The following is a 17066-nucleotide window of genomic DNA, read 5'->3' on the forward strand; positions in this document are numbered from 1 at the left end:
CGTCGTCGTATGTGGTCGGGGCTGCGGCCGCCGGCGGCGGTCAGCCCGACAGCGGGACGCGCGGGATGCCGGACGAGCCGGGGCCGGTGGTCGCCTCCGCCTCGTTGGTCTCGTCGTCGTCGTCGTCCTCGATGTCGTCGGCCGGGGCGTTCGGATCGGCGATCGCCTCGAGCGCCAGCTTCCTCTTGCCGCTCTCGTCCTCTTCGACCGTGACCTTCACGGTGCCGCCCTTGCGCAGCTCGCCGAAGAGCACCGCATCGGCCAGCGGCCGCTTGATCTGCTCCTGGATGACACGGCCGAGCGGACGGGCGCCCATCTTCTCGTCGTAGCCTTCCGCGGCCAGAAGCGCGATGGCCGCCTCCGACAGCTCGAAGGTGACGTTGCGGTCGGCGAGCTGGGCTTCCAGCTGCATGACGAACTTCTCGACCACGCGGTGGACCACCTCGGCCGGCAGCGGCGAGAACGGGACGATCGCGTCCAGCCGGTTGCGGAACTCCGGCGTGAACAGGCGGTTGATCGCCTCTTCGTCCTCGCCGGCGCGGCGCGAGCGGTTGAAGCCGATCGGCGCCTTGGCCATGTCCGCCGCGCCCGCGTTCGTCGTCATGATGATGATGACGTTGCGGAAGTCGACCCTCTTGCCGTTGTGGTCGGTCAGCTTGCCGTGGTCCATCACCTGCAGGAGGATGTTGAAGAGGTCCGGGTGGGCCTTCTCGATCTCGTCCAGCAGGAGGACGCAGTGCGGGTGCTGGTCGACACCGTCGGTCAGGAGGCCGCCCTGGTCGAAGCCGACGTAGCCCGGAGGCGCGCCGATGAGGCGGCTCACCGTGTGGCGCTCCATGTACTCCGACATGTCGAACCGCAGCAGTTCCACGCCCATCAGCTCGGCGAGCTGCTTGGCGACCTCGGTCTTGCCGACGCCGGTGGGGCCGGAGAAGAGGTAGGAGCCGATCGGCTTGTTCGGCTCTCTGAGGCCAGCGCGGGCCAGCTTGATCGCCGACGACAGCGTCTCGATCGCGCTCTCCTGCCCGTAGACGACGCGCTTGAGGTTCTGCTCGATGGTCTGGAGCACCTCGGCGTCGTCCTTGGAGACGGACTTGGGCGGGATGCGGGCCATCGTGGCGACCGTCGCCTCGATCTCCTTCACGTCGACCTTCTTGCGGCGCTTGTTCTCGGCCAGCAGCATCTGCGACGCGCCGGTCTCGTCGATCACGTCGATCGCCTTGTCCGGCAGCTTGCGGTCGTTGATGTAGCGGTGGCTGAGCTCGACCGCGGACTTGATCGCCTCGTTGGTGAACTTGAGGCCGTGGAACTCCTCGTACCGCGGCTTCAGGCCCTTCAGGATCTCGATCGCGTCCTCGACGTTGGGTTCCGCCACGTCGATCTTCTGGAAGCGGCGCACCAGGGCGCGGTCCTTCTCGAAGAACTGGCGGTACTCCTTGTAGGTCGTGGAGCCGATGCACTTGATCGCGCCGGACGACAGCGCCGGCTTGAGGAGGTTGGAGGCGTCCATCGCGCCGCCCGACGTCGCCCCCGCACCGATCACGGTGTGGATCTCGTCGATGAACATGATGGCGCCGGGGTACTCCTCGATCTCCTTGACGACCTGCTTCAGGCGCTCCTCGAAGTCGCCGCGGTAGCGGGTACCGGCGAGCAGCGCGCCCATGTCGAGCGCGAAGATGGTGGAATCGTTGAGGACCTCCGGGACGTCGCCCTCGGTAATGCGCTTGGCGAGGCCTTCGGCGATCGCGGTCTTGCCGACGCCGGGGTCGCCCACGAAGAGCGGGTTGTTCTTCTGCCGGCGGCAGAGGACCTGGATGGTGCGGCGGACTTCCTGATCACGGCCGATCAGCGGATCGACCTTCCCCTTGCGGGCTTTCTCGTTGAGATTGATGCAGTAGGCCTCGAGGGCGTCTGTCTTCCGCTTCGGGCCCGCAGCTTCATCCTGCGGCATATCTTCTTCGGCCTCGCGGGTGCGCTCGGCACCGGCGCCAGCGCGCTTTGCGATGCCATGGCTGATGTAATTGACAGCGTCGTAGCGCGTCATCTCCTGCTCCTGCAGGAAGTATGCCGCGTGGCTTTCGCGTTCGGCGAAGATGGCGACGAGGACATTGGCGCCCGTCACCTCCTCTCGGCCGGAAGACTGAACGTGGATGACCGCGCGTTGAATGACGCGCTGGAATGAGGCCGTGGGTTTGGAATCGTCGTCGCCATCGACGACCAGGTTGTCGAGCTCCGTGTCGATGTAGTCGCTGAGGTCGCGGCGTAGCCGGTCCAGATCGACGTTGCAGGCCTTCATGACGGAGGCCGCGTCCTGGTCGTCGACCAGTGCGAGGAGGAGGTGTTCGAGCGTCGCGTATTCCTGGCGACGCTCGTTGGCGGCGGCGAGCGCTTGGTGCAGCGCCTTTTCAAGGCTTCGGGAGAATGACGGCACAGTCGCTCCTCACTTCTTCTCCATCACACACTGGAGAGGATGCTGATGCTTTCGCGCAAAGTCCATCACCTGCGTCACCTTTGTTTCGGCGACCTCGTAGGTGTAAACGCCGCACTCGCCGACGCCGTGGTGGTGGACATGCAACATAACTCTGGTCGCTTCTTCCCTATTCTTCTGGAAGAAACGCTCCAAGACGTGAACGACGAACTCCATCGGCGTGTAGTCGTCGTTTAACAGAAGCACCCGGTACATGTTCGGGCGCTTCGTCTTCGGTTTTGGCCGTGTGATGACCAACGTGCCGGCGTCGTTCCCGTCACCGTTCTCATCACCAGTATCGCCCTCGTCCTTGTCCGAGGCCGTTGGACCCGGCCCACTCGGCGACGCGGACAGGCGCGCGAACGCCCTCGTCATCCGCTTCGGTGCCGATCGGTCCGGAACCCTCGTCATGCTCGCCATCCTGGAACGTCGAAGAACATCGCGCAAGCCGGTACCTGTCGATGATACCGGCTCGGTCGATCGGGAGATTCTGGCGTCTGGGATCGATGGTAAACCCAACGCAGGGCTTGGCAAGAGGCCGACGCCGACATCGTCAAACATGGGAATCCAATCTTGTGGGGACAAGGCTCCCCCGAATGCCAAGGCGTTAGCCCTCCCACGGGCCACCCCTTGCGCGTAACCGATCGAGCGCCGCCAGCCAGTCTGTCAACGCCCAGACGAACGGCGCCGGGCGATCCCCCGCGTCGACGATCTCGATCACACGCAGCACCGTGTGGAGATCGAGGACATGGGGCAGATCCACGGGGCGTCCGCCCCGCGCTTCGTATCGCCGCACGACCCGCGCCGTCAGCTCCGGCGAGACGAACGACGGATAGGACAGGTCGGTATGGCGCGCCCCGAGGCCGGCGTCGCCGAAGTCGAACAGCCCCGTCAAGCGGCCCGCCTCGGCATCGTAGGCCATGTTCCAGCCGTGCGTGTCGAAGTGGCCGAAGACCAGCGCGTCCGGGTGGCTGACCGCGACCCGCCCCATCGTCGCGGCGACGCGCGCCAGCAACGGCGGGTCGAGCACGCGGGCGGCCGCGTCGAAGAGCTGCGCCGCCGGCGGCCAGGGCGGCAGGCGGCCGACCCCGGCGGCCTGCGCCTGCGCGGTGTCGACCTCGTGCAGCGCGACGTACACGGCGGCGACGTCGTCGGCCAGGCGCTCGCGCGCGGCGGGGCCCATCGCGTGATAGGCGGCGGGGTCGACCATCGCCCCGCGCAGCATCGCGTGCTCGGAGAAGAGCCGGGGCGCCGTGTGGAGGCGCATCTGCGGCACGCACGGCATTGCGACATGCCGCCGCGCGAGGCCCGCTCGCGCGAGGTCGAGCCGCGCCGGCTCGCCGCGCAGCCGCGTCGCCGCCGCCTCCGTGCGCGGAAACTTGAACAGCGCGCCCCCCATCTCGACGGCCAGGCAGTCCCATCCGGCCGGATGCACAACCGCCTCGGCCGCGCCGAGATCCGGGCGGACGGCGCGGATCGCATCGCGCGCGGCGGCGAGCTCGGCCAGGTCGACCGCGTCCGGCGCGCTGCGACCCGCCCTCGGGGTGTCGTTCGCGCGGGTCCCCGCGCGGGCGGCGGCGAGAGTGTCGGCGGCCTGCATGTTGCACGAACTCCTCAGTGCTTGCTAAAAATCCAGCGGGCGGGCGATCATCCCCCGGAACGGCGCTTGTGCTGCGACAAGGTCCAATCCAGACGATGTCGGTATATCCGTATTAACCCTGTCGGTTGAGCGGTACGTAACCCTTCATCGTGTGCAATGCGGTGCGTGTTTGCTCAAGCCCGACCGGCAAATGTGCGGATATCCGCTGCCGGAGCGCCGAAGGACCGTATGCACGCCTCAAGCCCCCGTCATCGCAGCGCTTTTGTGCTTTGGATGGCCAAAGCCCTCAGCGTTCTCCTCATCGTCAGCGCGGTGGCCACGCCCGCTGTCGCGAACCCGAAATATGCCGGCCTGGTCGTCGACGCGATCAGCGGCGAGGACCTCTACGCCCAGGACGCCGACGACGCGCGATACCCCGCGTCCCTCACCAAGATCATGACGCTGTACCTCGTGTTCGAGGAGCTGGCCGCCGGCCGGCTGACCCTCGACTCGAAGCTCACGATGTCGGCTTATGCCTCGGCCCGGCCGCCGTCCAAGATCGGCATCAAGCCCGGCGGCACCATGGCCCTGCGGGACGCGATCAAGGCGCTCGTCACCAAGTCCGCCAACGACGTGGCGACGATGGTCGGTGAGAACATCGAGGGATCCGAGCCCGCCTTCGCGCGGCGCATGACCAAGACGGCGCGCCGCCTGGGCATGTCGAAGACGACCTACACCAACGCCTCGGGCCTGCCCGACCCCGACAACGTGACCACCGCGCGCGATCAGGCCACCCTCGGCCTCGCCATCCAGCGCGACTTTCCGCAGTACTACGGCGTATTTCAGACGCGGGTCTTCGAGTACGGCTCGCGCCGCTACGGCAACCACAACCGCCTGCTGGGCCGGGTCGAGGGCGTCGACGGCATCAAGACCGGCTACATCCACGCCTCCGGCTTCAACCTCGTCACCTCCGTGCGCCGCGACGGGCGGCAGGTAGTGGGGGTGGTCATGGGCGGTCGCACCGGCGCCTCGCGCAATCAGCACATGACGGAGCTCATCAACCGCTACATGCCCAAGGCGAAGCGGGGCACCCCGATGGTCTACGCCGCGTGGAGCGACTTCGGCCCGCCGCCGACGCCGCGTGCCCGGCCGACGCTCGCGGTGCGCTTCGCCTCCCGCCTCGCCTCGCGCGAGGAGACGCCGGCGGAAGATCCGATCCAGACGATCCTCGCCTTCGCCTCCAAGACGCGCGAAGCGGTCGGCCCGACCGAGATCGTCGGCACGCCCCGCACCGCGACGGACGCGCTGCAGGCCGTCATCGCCTCCACCGGCGCGACCCTCGCCCCGGCGACCGAGCCGCTGCCGGCCGGCACCACCGAACTCGCCGAGAACATCCCCGCCGCAGGCGCCGCGCCCCGCACGCGAGAGACGGCGGACGCCGCGCCGGAGATCCAGGTCGCCTCGCTCGATCCGGCCGCCGGCACAGCCTCCGCGCCCCAGTCGCCCGCCCCCCGCTTCGCCGCCGCCTTCGACGTGTTCGGCGCGACGGCGCAGACGCGCGGCGACGGACTGAGCGCCATCATCGCGATGCGCACGGTGCCGACGAGCGGCGTCACGATCATCGCCATGGGCTCCGCCCCGCAGACGGTGGGCGAGCGCGCCCCGCGTGATCCGGGCTCGGCGAAGAACGACGCGCGCATGGCACTGCTGGCGGACGAGCCGGCGGCCCTCGGCGAATCAGCCTCCGCCAGCGCGACCAAGACGGCGGCGAATCAGTCGCCCGCGGCGACGCCTGCGGCGGTGAAGAGCGGTTGGCAGATCCAGCTCGGCGCGGTCGACAGCGAAGCTGCCGCCAAGTCCATTCTCGACGATGCGGCGCGAATCGAGCCAGCCATGGCCCAGCAGACGCGGGTAACCCTGGAGACGACCACCCCGAACGGCACCGTTTTCCGGGCGCGCTTCGGTGGTTTCCGGTCCGAGGCCGACGCTGTTTCGGCCTGCAAACGCTTCACTAACCACAACCGGCCATGTTGGGCGGTATCCATGTAACGCACCGGCGCACCCAATGACTGGCGCGCCCATGTGCGCCAGTTGTGAGTCGAGCGATGAGCGTTGTTTCAACTCCGTCCGAGAAGGACGTCTCTGGCCTCGTTGAGTTGGGCGGCCAGAAAAGCAGAGCCCCCATGGTCGGGATGCATCTGCTTCATGAGGCGGCGATGCGCTGCGCGGATCTGGCCCTCGGACGCACCGGGGAGAAGGCCGAGCACTTCGTAGGCCTCATCCTCGGACATGGGACCGCCGTTCGTGCGGCCCGCTCGGCGCGATCCCTGCGACCGCGCGTCTCCATCAGCCTCCACGCCGTCACGCCAACCGGGATGCCGGCGGTCGAGATAAGCCTCAACGAGGAGCTTTGAGTCCTCCTCGCCGGCTGCGGCGAACCCGCGCCACAACTCGGTGAGCTCGGGCGGGAGCATGCCCGAGAAGGCACGGCCCTGGAAGCGACCCGCCAGCACCGTGGCGTCCATATCCCCAGAATCGTGATCGAGCGTCGCCTCGAGCGAGGCGGTCCGCACCGTCGACCCGGTGCCGCTCGACCGGCGGGAGCGTTGCCCGCCCGCGAACGGCCCCGCCCCCCCGAACGGGTTGGCACCGAACGGCCCGCCGGTGAACGCCCCCTGCCGCGACAGGCGCCCCAACCCCGCGCCGATCAGCGAGATGCCCAGAGTCGGACGCCCGCGCAGCAGCAGGAAGAGGCCCACAAGGATGAGGCCGGCGTTGCCGCCGTGGCGCACCTTCTGCGCCAGCGCGGCGGTGTTGGCGCCGGCGAACCAGCGCGCGGCGACCACCATGGCCGCGAACAGCAGCAACCCCACCAGCAGCGGCAGGAGGAGGAGGATCACGACAGCTTCTCCAGGAGGAGGCGCGCGCCCCCGTCCCCCTTGGCGCTGCGGTCCGCCAGCGCCTTGCGCCCGCCCGCGGCGTAGACGGCGACGGCCTTGAGGAGCCTGGCCAGCTCCGCCCCCGCCGCGCCGTCGAGTGTCAGGTGCGCGCCGCCCGACAGGCGGGCGATCTCGGCGAAGGCCCGCGTCGCCGCCGGGTCGCGCCGTTCCTGGAAGATGAAGACGGGCACCTTCAGGAGGCCGAGCTGCCCCGCCCGCTCGCCCAGGAGGTCGACGTTCTCCTCCATCGCGTCGCCGACGTAGACGAGGGCCTGCACCGGCTGGCGGCGCGTCTCGTCGAGCGCGCGGGCGAGCACCTTGGCGATCTGCGTGCGACCGGCCCGGCAGTCGATCCGGGTCATCATCTCGCCGAGCCGGCCGCCGTCGGAGATCCACTTGGAGGCACGGCATTCGCCGAACCCGCGGAAATAGACGAGCTGCATGTCGAGCCCGCCCACCGCGTCGGCCTCGGCGAACATGTCGGCCTGGATGTGGCAGGCGCGGTCCCAGGTCGGCTGCCGGCTCATGGTCGCGTCGAGCGCGAAGATCAGCCGGCCCCGCGCGCCGCCGGTCGTCGGCGCCATCGCTTTGGCCCGCGCCAGGAAAGCCTCGATATCGCCGCGGCTGGACGCATCCGGCGTCCGCGCGTCCGGCTTGACGGGGGTTCTATCGCTATTCTTTGCCACGCTGTGAAGATAAGCGTTTCGCGCGAAGCTGCCAGCGGGGGCGCGACGGCATGCGCCGCCCCCTCCCCTCGCGGTCTCGGCGCTCAGCCGCCGGCGCGCATCTTCTCGGTCCGGCGGCGCATCATCTCCATGAAGGTCAGCAGCAGGATGGAGACGCATACCAGGATCGTGGCGAGGGCCAGGATCGTCGGACTGATCTCCTCGCGCAACGAGCCGAACATCTGCACCGTCATCGGCACCTGACGCGGCCCGGCGAGGAAGAGCACCACCACCACCTCGTCCAGCGAGGTGATGAAGGCGAAGAGCGCGCCGGCGACGATGCCGGGCGTCAAAAGCGGCAGGATCACCTTGAAGAAGGTCGTCGTCTGGTTCGCCCCCAGCGACTGCGAGGCGCGGATGAGCTGATTGTCGAACCCGGAGAGTGCCGCGGTCACCGTGATCACCACGAACGGCGCGCCCAACACGACGTGGCTCATGATGATGGCGAAGTAGGTCTGCGACAGGTTCACCCGTGCGTAGAACGCGAAGAGCGCCGCGGCGGTGATGATCAGCGGCACGATCATCGGCGAGATCAGGAACGCCGTGATCGCGGCCCGCGCCGGCATCTCCCGCCGCGACAGGCCGAGCGCTGCGAGCGTGCCGAGCGAGGTCGCGATGATCGCCGAGATGGTGGCGATGAAGAACGAGTTCTGGATCGAGCGTGTCCACTCGCCGCTGTTGAACAGGTTGTCGTACCAGCGCATCGAATATCCGTCGGGATCCAGCGCCAGCATCTCCTTGGTGAAGGTGAAGTACGGCGTCGCGTTGAACGACAGCGGGATGATGACGATGATCGGCGCGACGAGGAAGAAGAAGATCAGGCCGCAGAGCACCAGGTAGGTGATCCGCCAGGCGCGCTCGAGGCCGGATTCGTATGCGGGACGTGCCATCAGATCACCCGAACTTCAGCCGGTCGACACCCACCAGCTTGTTGAACAGCCAGTAGAGGACCAGGACGCCGACGAGGAGGATGGTGGCCAGCGCCAGCGCCAGCCGAAGCTGCGAGAGCGAGCCGGTCATCCGGTCGGCAATGAGGTTGGAGATGAAGATACCGGACTCGCCGCCGACCAGCGCCGGGGTAATATAGTACCCGATCGCCAGAATGAAGACGAGCAGCACGCCGGCCGCCAGCCCCGGCACCGTCAGCGGCATGTAGACGGTGAGGTGGGCGCGCAGCGGCGTCGCGCCCATGGACCGGGCGGCGCGCGTCAGCGAGGGCGGGATGGTCTTCATCACCGAGTAGAGCGGCAGGATCATGAACGGCAGCAGGATGTGCGTCATCGCCACGATGGTGCCGATGCGGTTGTAGATCATCCGGATCCGCCCCTGCTCATCGACGATATGCAGGAGCACGAGGACGTCGTTCACCACCCCCTCCTGCTGCAGGAGCACGATCCACGCCGACGTTCGCACCAGGAGCGAGGTCCAGAACGGCAGGAGGACGAGGATCATCAAGAGGTTGGCCCGCGCGGGCGGCAGGGTCGCCAGGAGGTGGGCCACCGGATAGCCCAGCAGGATCGTCAGCACCGTGATGAGCCCGCTCATCCACGCCGTCTGCCAGAAGGTCTGCGTGTAGACCTGGAGATATTCGGGCCGGCGGACGATGTCGCCGTCCTGGTTGTACTCGTAGTCGAGGGCGCGGAGGTAGTAGGCCGGGGTCAGCGTACGCGATTCGCGTTGGATCAGCTTCCACAGACGCGGGTCGCCCCAGTCGTCGTCATCGGCGAGCAGCGCGTCCTTGTAGGGCGCCTTGAACTCTTCGGACGCGCGCATCGCCCCCATCATGGTGGAACGCACGCCCGGCAGCTCGGCGTTGAGGCGGGCGGCGACGCGGCCGATCGTCGAGCGGCCACCGGCGTTGAGGTCCGTCACCATCGCGGCGAAGACGTCCTCGGACGGGAGGTCGGCGCCCTCCCAGTCGGCGATCGCCTCGGCGGTGTTGGGCAGGTAGCTCGCGACCTCCGGGTTGGAGACCGAGCGCGTCATCATCTGGATGATGGGGATGGTGTAGGTGAGGAGCAGGAAGGCGAAGAGCGGCAGAACGAGGAGCAGCGCGTTGCGGCGGGCCTTGGCGTTGGCTTTGCGCAGCGCCTGCTTCAGCGGCTTGCCGTCCGCCGTCGTCAGCGGCCCTTGTGGCGGCTCTGCGGCCATGGCGCGCGGTGCGGCGGCGTCGGTCATTGCGCGTTCCGTTGCTCGTTGCGACTCAATGGGCGTCTCGTCCTTCACCCGAGGTGGGGGCGGCGCGCCCGTCGGGAGCGCGCCGCGAAGGCTCGGTTACGAGTTGAGCCAGGCGTTGAAGCGCTCCTCGAGCGCGTCGCCGTAGTCGGCCCAGAAGTCGGTGTTGAACTGGATCGCGTTCTGGAAGTTCTCTTCCGCGGTCGGCATGTGCGGCTTCATGTCGATGTCGGTCTCGACATCCTTGCCGCCGTCTTCCTTCCACAGGTTGCCGACGAGCTCGACCGAGGAGGTGCGGGCCGGGGCGTAGGAGATCCACTTCGCCTGATCGGCCAGCCGCTGCGTATCGGTGGCGAAGTTCAGGTACTCCATGATCTCGTCGAACTGCCCGGTGTCGACCGGGACGACCCAGCCGTCGACCTCGAACATCTGACCGTCCCACATGATCTCGAAGGGCTGACCCTCGTTGACCTGGGCGTTGAAGATGCGGCCGTTGTAGGCGGTCACGATGTTGGCCTCACCGTCGGCCAGCATCTGCGGCGGCTGCGCGCCGGCGTCCCACCAGATGATGTCGTCCTTCAGCTCGTCGAGCTTGGCGAACGCCTGGTCCTGGCCCTCGGGCGTCGCCAGCACGTCGTAGACCTCGGAGGGGTCGACACCGTCGGCGATCAGCGCCCACTCGAGGTTCTTCTGCGGGATCTTCTCGAACGAGCGGGTGCCGGGGAACTTCTCGGTGTCCCACACGTCCGCCACCGTCTTCGGCCCGCCGTCGGGGTAGGCGTTGGTGTTGTAGGCGAACATGGTGGCGTAGAGGATCTGCGGCACGAAGCAGTCGCCGGTCGTCCCCTCGATGAAGTCGTCGGCGGCGGAGGTGCCGTCCGGGGCCTCGGCGAGCTGGTCGAACGGGATCTCCTCCAGGAGGCCCTCGTCACAGGCGCGCTGGGCGTCGGCCTGCAGCATGTCGACGACATCCCAGGTCACGTTGCCGGCTTCGACCTGGCTGCGGATGCCCGCCAGCGCCTGGTTGGACTTGTCCTCTTCCAGGATCTGGATGCCGGTCTTCTCGGTGTACGGCTCGTGGTAGGCCTTGCGCTGGCTCATCGAGTAGGCGCCGCCCCACGACACGATGTTGAGCGGCTCCTGCGCGGCGGCGGCCCCCGCGGCCAACAGCGATGCGGTGGTGCCGATCAGAATTTGCCTGAGCAAAATTCACTCTCCCTTGGTTTGTCTTGCCGGATCGTCCGGCGTCGTCGTCGAAACGTCGACCGCGGGGCGGGCGCGGCGCGTGGCGCCGTCCGCTCCGCGTCCGGTTCAGGTCACGATCGGATCGAGCGCGTGGCAGTCCTCGGTGGACCAGCCGACGGTCACGTCCGTTCCTTCGGCCAGTGCCACGACGCGCTTGTCGTTGGGGACCTTGACGATGAATTCGTCGTTCCCTTCAACCGAAAGTCGTGCCCGAATGGTATCGCCCAGATAGATCAGCTCTTCAACACGGCCGCCGAGCGTCGTGTCGGCCGCGCCGTTGCCGATCGTCACCCGCTCCGGGCGCAGCGACAGCGTGGTACGCCCCCCCTCCCCGTCGACGTTGACGGGCGAGGCGGTCACGGTGGCGCCGGTGTCCAGCGTCACCTCGCAATGGCCGTCGACCATCTTGGTGACCGTGCCGGACAGCTTGTTGTTCTCGCCGATGAACTGCGCGACGAACGAGTTGGTGGGGTGCTCGTAGAGCTCCGCCGGGGGCGAGAGCTGTTGGATCTTGCCGTCGTTGAAGACGGCGACCCGGTCGGACATCGTCAGCGCCTCGGTCTGGTCGTGGGTGACGTAGACGACCGTGACGCCGAGATTCTCGTGGATGTGCTTGATTTCGTACTGCATCTGCTCGCGCAGCTGCTTGTCGAGCGCGCCCAGCGGCTCGTCCATCAGGACGAGGTTGGGCTCGAACACCAGCGCCCTGGCAACGGCGATGCGCTGCTGCTGGCCGCCGGAGAGCTGCGCCGGGCGGCGACCGCCGAAGCCGGACAGCTCCACCATCGCCAGCGCGCGATCGACCTTGGCCTTGACGTCGGCCCGGCTCATGCCGCGCACCTTGAGCGGGTAGGCGAGGTTCTCGCCAACGGTCATGTGCGGGAAGAGCGCGTAGTTCTGGAACACCATGCCGATGCCCCGCTTGTGCGGCGGCAGCTGGCCGATCGGCCGGCCGTCGAGATAGATCTCGCCGTGGGTCGGCGGTTCGAAGCCGGCGAGCATCATCAAGCAGGTGGTCTTGCCCGAGCCCGATGGGCCGAGCATCGTCAAGAATTCCCCGGCGCGAATGTCGAGGTTCAAGTCTTTCACGACGAGAGTTTCCCCGTCGTAGCTCTTTTGCACGCCATCGAACTTAACCGCGGCGCCTGGTGTCTGTCGTTGTGAGCTCAGGGCGTCACCCGTCAGGTTGCTGGTGCCGCACATAACGGCATGCCTATTGGGCGGGCGTCAACATCCTTTTTCGACTGCTTTTCGCCTTCGGCGCGCATCGGGGGGCTCGCAACGTCAGGCCGGCGGCCACGATCCGCGGCACGGCTTCGGCCGTTCGGCCGCGCGGTCGAGGGGCCCGGTCAGCCTCGTTTTCGCCATATTGCCGACAACATTCCTCGCGTGGTGCGACGGCGCGGCCGGCGTCGGGCGAGGTGGTCGCGGACGGCATCGACCTCGTCCGGCGAGAAGCGCGCCATGTCGGCGAGGCGAGGCGCGCCGGCGATGTCGCGCCGGTCGTCGAAGCTGTCGATCGGGACGCCGAGCACCGCGTCGACGTAGGCGCGATCCTCGGCGAGGGCGGCGTCCACCGCCGCGGCGACCTCGACCGGCAGGCGGAAGGGCGGGCCCGGAACGCCGACGACCGCGCGCCGCAAAGCCTCGACCGAGCGCCCGCCGCCCCCCTCGGTGAGGAGGGACGCGATCGACGGCGGCAGCACGGCGAGCGGATCACCGTCGCGGCCGTTGAGGGCGGAGAGGAGCTTGATCGCCGTCATCGACACGGCGCTGTTCTCACGCGGCGCCCGCTCGCCGGCGAGCGAGGGCAGCGGTCGCTCGATCATGCCCAGCACGGTGCGCAGGATACATCCGTCCACCAGCCCTCCCCGGTGGTAGACGGCGAAGCGCACGGCGTCCGCGCCGAACACGCGGCGGTGCTGCTCGAACCGGGCCGCGTAGGTCGGGACCGGCGGGCGCGCGGCGAGATCGTCGAACGTCAGTTTGTAGCGCACGCGCTGCTGGGCGGCGCTGCGGGCGAAGGATCGCGGCGGGCGCACCATCGCGAGGACGACGATCCTATCGACGTAGCGCAGCAGGAAGGCCCGCAGGTCACGGCAGGCGTCCTGCGGGAAGTGGCCGACCCCCTCGCCGGAGAGGAAGAGGTCGTGACCGGCGGCCGCGGCCGCGGCACAGGTGGCCTCGAGGCCGGTGCGCAGCATGTCCGCCCGGCCGAGAAGCTCGGATCCGCCGCGTCGGTCGAGCAGGCGCGCCAAGGTCGGGTCGTCCGGCCGGAAGATCGCGGCCAGCGGCATGGAGTGGTTGTCGCCCAGCACCTCCGGATAGACGAGGCCGTCGGCACGGGCGAGGTCGCGCACGCGGGCCATGTGGCTCTGCAGCGCCGTCGTCCCGGTTTTGTTCATGCCTATGTGAAGATATGCCGTCGACATGTACACCGGGGTTGCCCTGCCTCGATGCGGAGGCCGGGCCGATCGCGTCTCAGTTCATGGGCCGCGGACGTGTTCCGGTCCGGGCTGCGTCTCGTCTTGCTCGGCGCCGGTGTCAGCGGCGGCCGGCGCGGACACGCACCGGCTGCAACTCCCGCTGCGGCGGGACCAGCATTCCGGCCCAGCCGTCGCGGGTGCGGCCCCCGTTCCCGCTCGACCGGTGGAGCATGAGCGCGACGCTCATCTGTACGCTGGCGAAGGTGACGACGAAGAACGCCGTCATCACCGCCAAGGCCAGCACGCCGACGTCGCTACGGGCGACGAGACCGCCCAGGCCGCCGACGTCGCCCAGCATGAGCAGCGTCACCGTGACGGCCGCGATCCCCGCGCCGACGAGCGCGTGCGCGGCGAGGAAGCGGATGAGACGAAAATCTTGAGACTGACGCATGCGATCACCCCACGTGGCGGACCGGGTCCGTCGAGAGAGGATAGGAGACGCGAGCGCCGCCGTCACGGCAATTCGTCGGGCGCGGCCCAACTTTAAATGGCGGTCCTTTTGCTGGCCGCCACAACGACAAAAGCCGCCGCTCGCCGCGCGGCGGCGTCTTTTGCTGGGCAAAGGACGCATTATCTTTGTCATGGTGCCGGCTTCGTGCGGCACCCGCGGTGGCATTCGCACCGCGAATTTCCGTTGCGGTGCGCGGGCATCTTCATGACGTGCGCCGAGACAGGGGGACACGTATGAACATCGAGAAACTGTCCGATCGCACGCGCGGCTTCATCCAGTCCGCGCAGACCAACGCGATCGGCGCCGGGCACCAGCAGTTCACGCCCGAACACATCCTCAAGGCTTTGCTGGACGACCCCGACGGCCTCGCCGCCGGCCTGATGACGGCCGCCGGGGCCCGCCCCAAGGAGGCGCACGCCGCCGTCGAGCGGGCGCTGGGCAAACTGCCGAAGGTCGATGGCTCCGGCGCGGGCGACCTGCGGCTCGTCTCCGGCACCGTCAAGGTGCTGAACCAGGCCGAGACGCTGGCGCAGAAGGCGGGCGACTCGTTCGTCACCGTCGAGCGGCTGCTGTTGGCGCTCGCCTCCGAGCCTTCGACCGAGAGCTTCAAGATCCTGAAGGCCGCCGGGCTGACGCCGCAGGCGCTCGAGAGCGCGATCGCCGACCTGCGCAAAGGCCGCACCGCCGATTCCGCCGGCGCCGAAGACAGCTACGACGCCTTGAAAAAGTACACGCAGGACCTGACCGCGGCCGCGCGCGACGGCAAGCTCGACCCGGTCATCGGCCGCGACGAGGAGATCCGCCGCACGATCCAGGTGCTGTCGCGCCGCACGAAGAACAACCCGATCCTGATCGGCGAGCCCGGCGTCGGCAAGACCGCGATCGCCGAGGGCCTGGCCCTGCGCATCGTCAACGGCGACACGCCCGAGAGCCTGAAGGACAAGAAGCTCCTCAGCCTCGACATGGGCGCGCTGATCGCCGGCGCGAAGTATCGCGGCGAGTTCGAGGAGCGGCTGAAGTCGGTGCTGGGCGAGATCAAGTCGGTGGGCGACGTGGTCCTCTTCATCGACGAGGTGCACACCCTGGTCGGCGCCGGCAAGGGCGACGGGGCGATGGATGCGTCCAACCTCCTCAAGCCGGCTCTGGCCCGCGGCGAGCTGCACTGCGTCGGCGCGACGACGCTCGACGAGTACCGCAAGTACGTCGAGAAGGACGCCGCGCTCGCCCGCCGGTTCCAGCCGCTGTTCGTCGACGAGCCGACCGTGGAGGACACCGTCTCCATTCTGCGCGGCCTGAAGGAGAAGTACGAGCTGCACCACGGCGTGCGCATCTCCGACTCGGCGATCGTGTCGGCCGCGCAGCTCTCCAACCGCTATATCCAGGACCGCTTCCTGCCGGACAAGGCGATCGACCTCGTCGACGAGGCGGCCTCGCGGCTGCGCATGCAGGTCGACTCCAAGCCCGAGGAGCTGGACGAGATCGACCGGCGCATCATGCAGCTGTCGATCGAGCGCGAGGCGCTGCGCAAGGAGGAGGACAAGGCGAGCCAGGACCGCCTGGAGCGGCTGGAGCGGGAGCTTGCCGACCTCGAGGACCGGTCCGACGAGCTGACCACCAAGTGGCGCGCCGAGAAGGAGAAGCTCGCCGGGGCGCAGGGCGCCAAGGCCGAGCTGGACCAGGCGCGCAACGAGCTGGCCAACGCGCAGCGGCGCGGCGACCTCGCCAAGGCCGGCGAGCTCGCCTACGGCGTGATCCCGGAGCTGGAGCGCAAGATCGCCGAGGCCGAGGGCGCGGGGTCCGGCGGCATGGTCGAAGAGGCGGTGACGTCCTCGCACATCGCCCAGATCGTCTCGCGCTGGACCGGCATCCCGGTCGACAAGATGCTGGAAGGCGAGCGCGACAAGCTGATGCGCATGGAAGAGGAGCTGGAGCGGCGGGTCGTCGGCCAGGCCGAGGCCGTGCACGCCGTCTCGGCGGCCGTGCGTCGCTCGCGCGCCGGTCTGCAGGATCCCAACCGGCCGATCGGCTCCTTCATGTTCCTCGGCCCGACGGGCGTCGGCAAGACCGAGCTGACCAAGGCGCTGGCCCACTTCCTGTTCGACGACGATACCGCGATGGTCCGCATCGATATGTCCGAATATATGGAGAAGCACGCCGTCAGCCGCCTGATCGGCGCCCCTCCGGGCTATGTCGGATACGAGGAGGGTGGCGCACTGACCGAAGCCGTGCGGCGCCGGCCCTACCAGGTCGTCCTGTTCGACGAGATCGAGAAGGCCCATCCGGACGTCTTCAACGTCCTCCTTCAGGTGCTCGACGACGGGCGCCTGACGGACGGCCAGGGACGGACGGTCGACTTCCGCAATACGATCATCGTCATGACGTCCAACACGGGGGCCGAGTTCCTGGCCAACCAGGGTGAGCACGACGACGTCGAAGCGGTGCGACCGCAGGTGATGGAGATGGTCCGGGCGACGTTCCGGCCCGAGTTCCTCAACCGGCTCGACGAGATCGTCCTGTTCTCGCGCCTGAAGCGGGCGCAGATGACGGCGATCGTCGACATCCAGCTCAAGCGGCTCGACGCGCTGCTGGCCGAACGGAAGATCACGCTGGACGTGCCGCAGAATGCGCGCGAGTGGCTGGCCGAGCGCGGCTACGACCCGGTCTACGGCGCCCGCCCGCTGAAGCGGGTGATCCAGAAGGAGGTGCAGGACCCGCTCGCCGAGGCGATCCTGTCCGGCACCGTCGCCGACGGGGACACCGTGGTCGCCGTGCCGACCGCCGAGCGGCTCATCTTCGAGCCGGCGGGCAAGGCGGTCGAGGCCGCCTGACCGCGCATCACGGCCGGCGACGCGCGCCTTTTACATCCGAACCAAACGCGCCGGTGAACCTCACCGGCGCGTTTTTCGTGCGCGGGTGCGCCGGCGGCCGCTTTCCATGGACATATCTTAAATTGCAGTCACACGCTTAAATTGGTAAACAGGCGGAAGTCGGCACGTCCG

General features: G+C 68.4%; 13 protein-coding genes. 2 read left to right on the forward strand and 11 right to left on the reverse strand.

Features of this window, described 5'->3' with window-relative positions; all coding sequences use genetic code 11:
• Nucleotides 1–40: 40 nt before the first annotated feature.
• The 3 genes from clpA to MRB58_RS07985 form a co-directional block, all read right to left on the reverse strand.
• On the reverse strand, nucleotides 41–2431 hold the full coding sequence (gene clpA / locus MRB58_RS07975) for an ATP-dependent Clp protease ATP-binding subunit ClpA (RefSeq protein ID WP_371747247.1): 2391 nt from the start codon (nucleotides 2429–2431) through the stop codon (nucleotides 41–43).
• 9 nt (nucleotides 2432–2440) lie between these two features.
• Nucleotides 2441–2821 (reverse strand): ATP-dependent Clp protease adapter ClpS, encoded by a 381-nt coding sequence (clpS, locus tag MRB58_RS07980; RefSeq protein ID WP_371747284.1) that lies wholly within the window; start codon nucleotides 2819–2821, stop codon nucleotides 2441–2443.
• Nucleotides 2822–3074: 253 nt separating this feature from the next.
• Complete coding sequence (locus MRB58_RS07985; protein WP_244781196.1) at nucleotides 3075–4067, reverse strand: phosphotransferase family protein; 993 nt, start codon at nucleotides 4065–4067, stop codon at nucleotides 3075–3077.
• 273 nt (nucleotides 4068–4340) lie between these two features.
• Here MRB58_RS07985 and MRB58_RS07990 point away from each other — a divergent pair, with 273 nt between their 5' ends.
• On the forward strand, nucleotides 4341–6095 hold the full coding sequence (locus MRB58_RS07990; RefSeq protein WP_244781197.1) for a serine hydrolase: 1755 nt from the start codon (nucleotides 4341–4343) through the stop codon (nucleotides 6093–6095).
• 68 nt (nucleotides 6096–6163) lie between these two features.
• Here the strand turns inward: MRB58_RS07990 and MRB58_RS07995 are convergent, their stop codons facing one another.
• From MRB58_RS07995 to MRB58_RS08030, 8 genes are all read right to left on the reverse strand, one after another.
• Entirely contained in the window at nucleotides 6164–6946 is a 783-nt protein-coding gene (locus MRB58_RS07995; RefSeq protein WP_244781198.1) for a DnaJ domain-containing protein, read from the reverse strand.
• Entirely contained in the window at nucleotides 6943–7569 is a 627-nt protein-coding gene (locus MRB58_RS08000) for a VWA domain-containing protein (RefSeq protein ID WP_244781199.1), read from the reverse strand. The genes MRB58_RS07995 and MRB58_RS08000 overlap by 4 nt, the downstream gene beginning before the upstream one ends.
• Before the next feature lie 185 nt (nucleotides 7570–7754).
• Nucleotides 7755–8600: an ABC transporter permease gene (locus tag MRB58_RS08005; protein ID WP_244781200.1), complete on the reverse strand. Its 846-nt coding sequence runs from the start codon at nucleotides 8598–8600 to the stop codon at nucleotides 7755–7757.
• Nucleotides 8601–8604: 4 nt separating this feature from the next.
• Nucleotides 8605–9888 (reverse strand): ABC transporter permease, encoded by a 1284-nt coding sequence (locus tag MRB58_RS08010; RefSeq protein ID WP_244781201.1) that lies wholly within the window; start codon nucleotides 9886–9888, stop codon nucleotides 8605–8607.
• A 96-nt stretch (nucleotides 9889–9984) separates the two neighbouring features.
• The gene (locus tag MRB58_RS08015; protein ID WP_371747248.1) at nucleotides 9985–11091 is read right to left on the reverse strand and encodes an ABC transporter substrate-binding protein; all 1107 of its coding nucleotides are present in this window, start codon (nucleotides 11089–11091) and stop codon (nucleotides 9985–9987) included.
• A 105-nt stretch (nucleotides 11092–11196) separates the two neighbouring features.
• On the reverse strand, nucleotides 11197–12333 hold the full coding sequence (locus MRB58_RS08020; RefSeq protein WP_244781202.1) for an ABC transporter ATP-binding protein: 1137 nt from the start codon (nucleotides 12331–12333) through the stop codon (nucleotides 11197–11199).
• A gap of 146 nt (nucleotides 12334–12479) precedes the next feature.
• Nucleotides 12480–13535 carry a hypothetical protein gene (locus MRB58_RS08025; protein WP_244781203.1) on the reverse strand — a complete coding sequence of 352 codons (1056 nt, stop codon included), beginning with the start codon at nucleotides 13533–13535 and terminating at the stop codon, nucleotides 12480–12482.
• Nucleotides 13536–13674: 139 nt separating this feature from the next.
• Entirely contained in the window at nucleotides 13675–14007 is a 333-nt protein-coding gene (locus tag MRB58_RS08030) for a hypothetical protein (protein WP_244781204.1), read from the reverse strand.
• A 293-nt stretch (nucleotides 14008–14300) separates the two neighbouring features.
• Between MRB58_RS08030 and clpB the strand changes: the two genes are divergently transcribed.
• The gene (gene clpB / locus MRB58_RS08035; RefSeq protein WP_244781205.1) at nucleotides 14301–16895 is read left to right on the forward strand and encodes an ATP-dependent chaperone ClpB; all 2595 of its coding nucleotides are present in this window, start codon (nucleotides 14301–14303) and stop codon (nucleotides 16893–16895) included.
• Nucleotides 16896–17066 lie beyond the last annotated feature (171 nt).

Source organism: Acuticoccus sp. I52.16.1 (genome assembly GCF_022865125.1).
GTDB lineage: Bacteria > Pseudomonadota > Alphaproteobacteria > Rhizobiales > Amorphaceae > Acuticoccus.